General features: G+C 67.9%; 1 protein-coding gene. It reads left to right on the top strand.

What is annotated here, in order from left to right; genetic code table 11:
• Nucleotides 1-65 precede the first annotated feature (65 nt).
• Nucleotides 66-1,132, top strand: a protein-coding gene (locus ACWGH0_RS34695) for an IS630 family transposase (RefSeq protein WP_453408255.1) whose coding sequence is annotated in 2 segments (ribosomal slippage) — nucleotides 66-576 and nucleotides 576-1,132 — 1,068 coding nt in all. Because the reading frame shifts where the segments join, the coding sequence is not laid out codon by codon here.
• The last annotated feature ends 13 nt before the right edge of the window (nucleotides 1,133-1,145 follow it).

Genomic DNA, 1,145 nt, shown 5'->3' with positions numbered 1-1,145 from the left:
CTACTGAGGTTTTCGGGTTGTCGTCGGGTAGTGACGGTTCATGATCCCTGCGGTATGCCGGTGGGATGCGCTATCCGGAGGGTGGGGGCCTGACCGCTGAGCGTCGGGCGTTTCGTGAGGGGGTCCGGTTTCAGGCCGGGCAACGGTTCGCGGCGGGTGAGAAGACCGCCGTCATCGCGAAGGACCTGCGGGTGAGTGTGCGGTCGGTGGAACGCTGGCGTCGCGCATGGCGCGAAGGCGGTATGGAAGCCCTGCGCTCCGCCGGGCCGGCCAACTCCCCGGCTGTCACTGATGCCCAGTTCGCCGAACTGGAGGAGGAACTCGGCAAGGGTCCGTCGGCGCACGGCTTCAACGATGAGCGGTGGACTCTGGCCCGGGTCCAGACGGTGATCCGCCGCCGTCTGCGCCTGACGCTGTCGGTGGCGACGGTGTGGAGGCTGCTGAAACGGCACGGCTGGTCCTGGCAGGCACCCGCCCGCCGAGCACTGGAGCGCGACGAGCACGCGGTGGAGCTGTGGAAGAAGCAGGTGTGGCCGAAGGTAAAAGACTCGCGGCGGCATCCGGGGCCTGGATCGTCTTCGAGGACGAGGCCGGCTTCTCGATGACTCCGCCCCGGGCCCGCACCTGGGGCCGGCGCGGCCAGACCCCCCTCATCCACGTCCGTGGCAGGTCCCGCCGCCGGACCTCCATCGCCGCGCTGTGCTGCTACAAACCCGGCGAGAAGAGCCGCCTCATCCACCGCCCCCGCACCCATCTCCTACTCAAGGGCGCACGCAAAAGCTTCTCCTGGCAGGACTACCGCGACCTCCTGGTGCGGGCACACATCCAGCTCGGCGGCCCGATCGTGGTGGTCTGGGACAATCTCAACACCCATCTGACCGCCGGGCTGAAGCGCTACGAGACCGAGCACGACTGGCTCACCACCGTCCGGCTGCCGCCGTATGCACCCGACCTCAATCCCGTCGAGGCCCTCTGGTCACTGGTCCGCAGGGCGATGGCCAACACCGCTTTCGAGACACCCGACGAACTCGACCGCACCCTCCGTCGCGAGTTACGAAGAATCCAGCTCCGACCCCACCTGATCAACGGCTGCCTCACCGCCACCGGCCTCAACCCACCGACCCCACCCTGAAAACCTCAGTAAC

Source organism: Streptomyces sp. NPDC054887 (assembly GCF_053610585.1).
The sequence above is the reverse complement of the archived record's forward strand: the minus strand, read 5'-3'. Positions and strand labels throughout refer to the sequence as shown.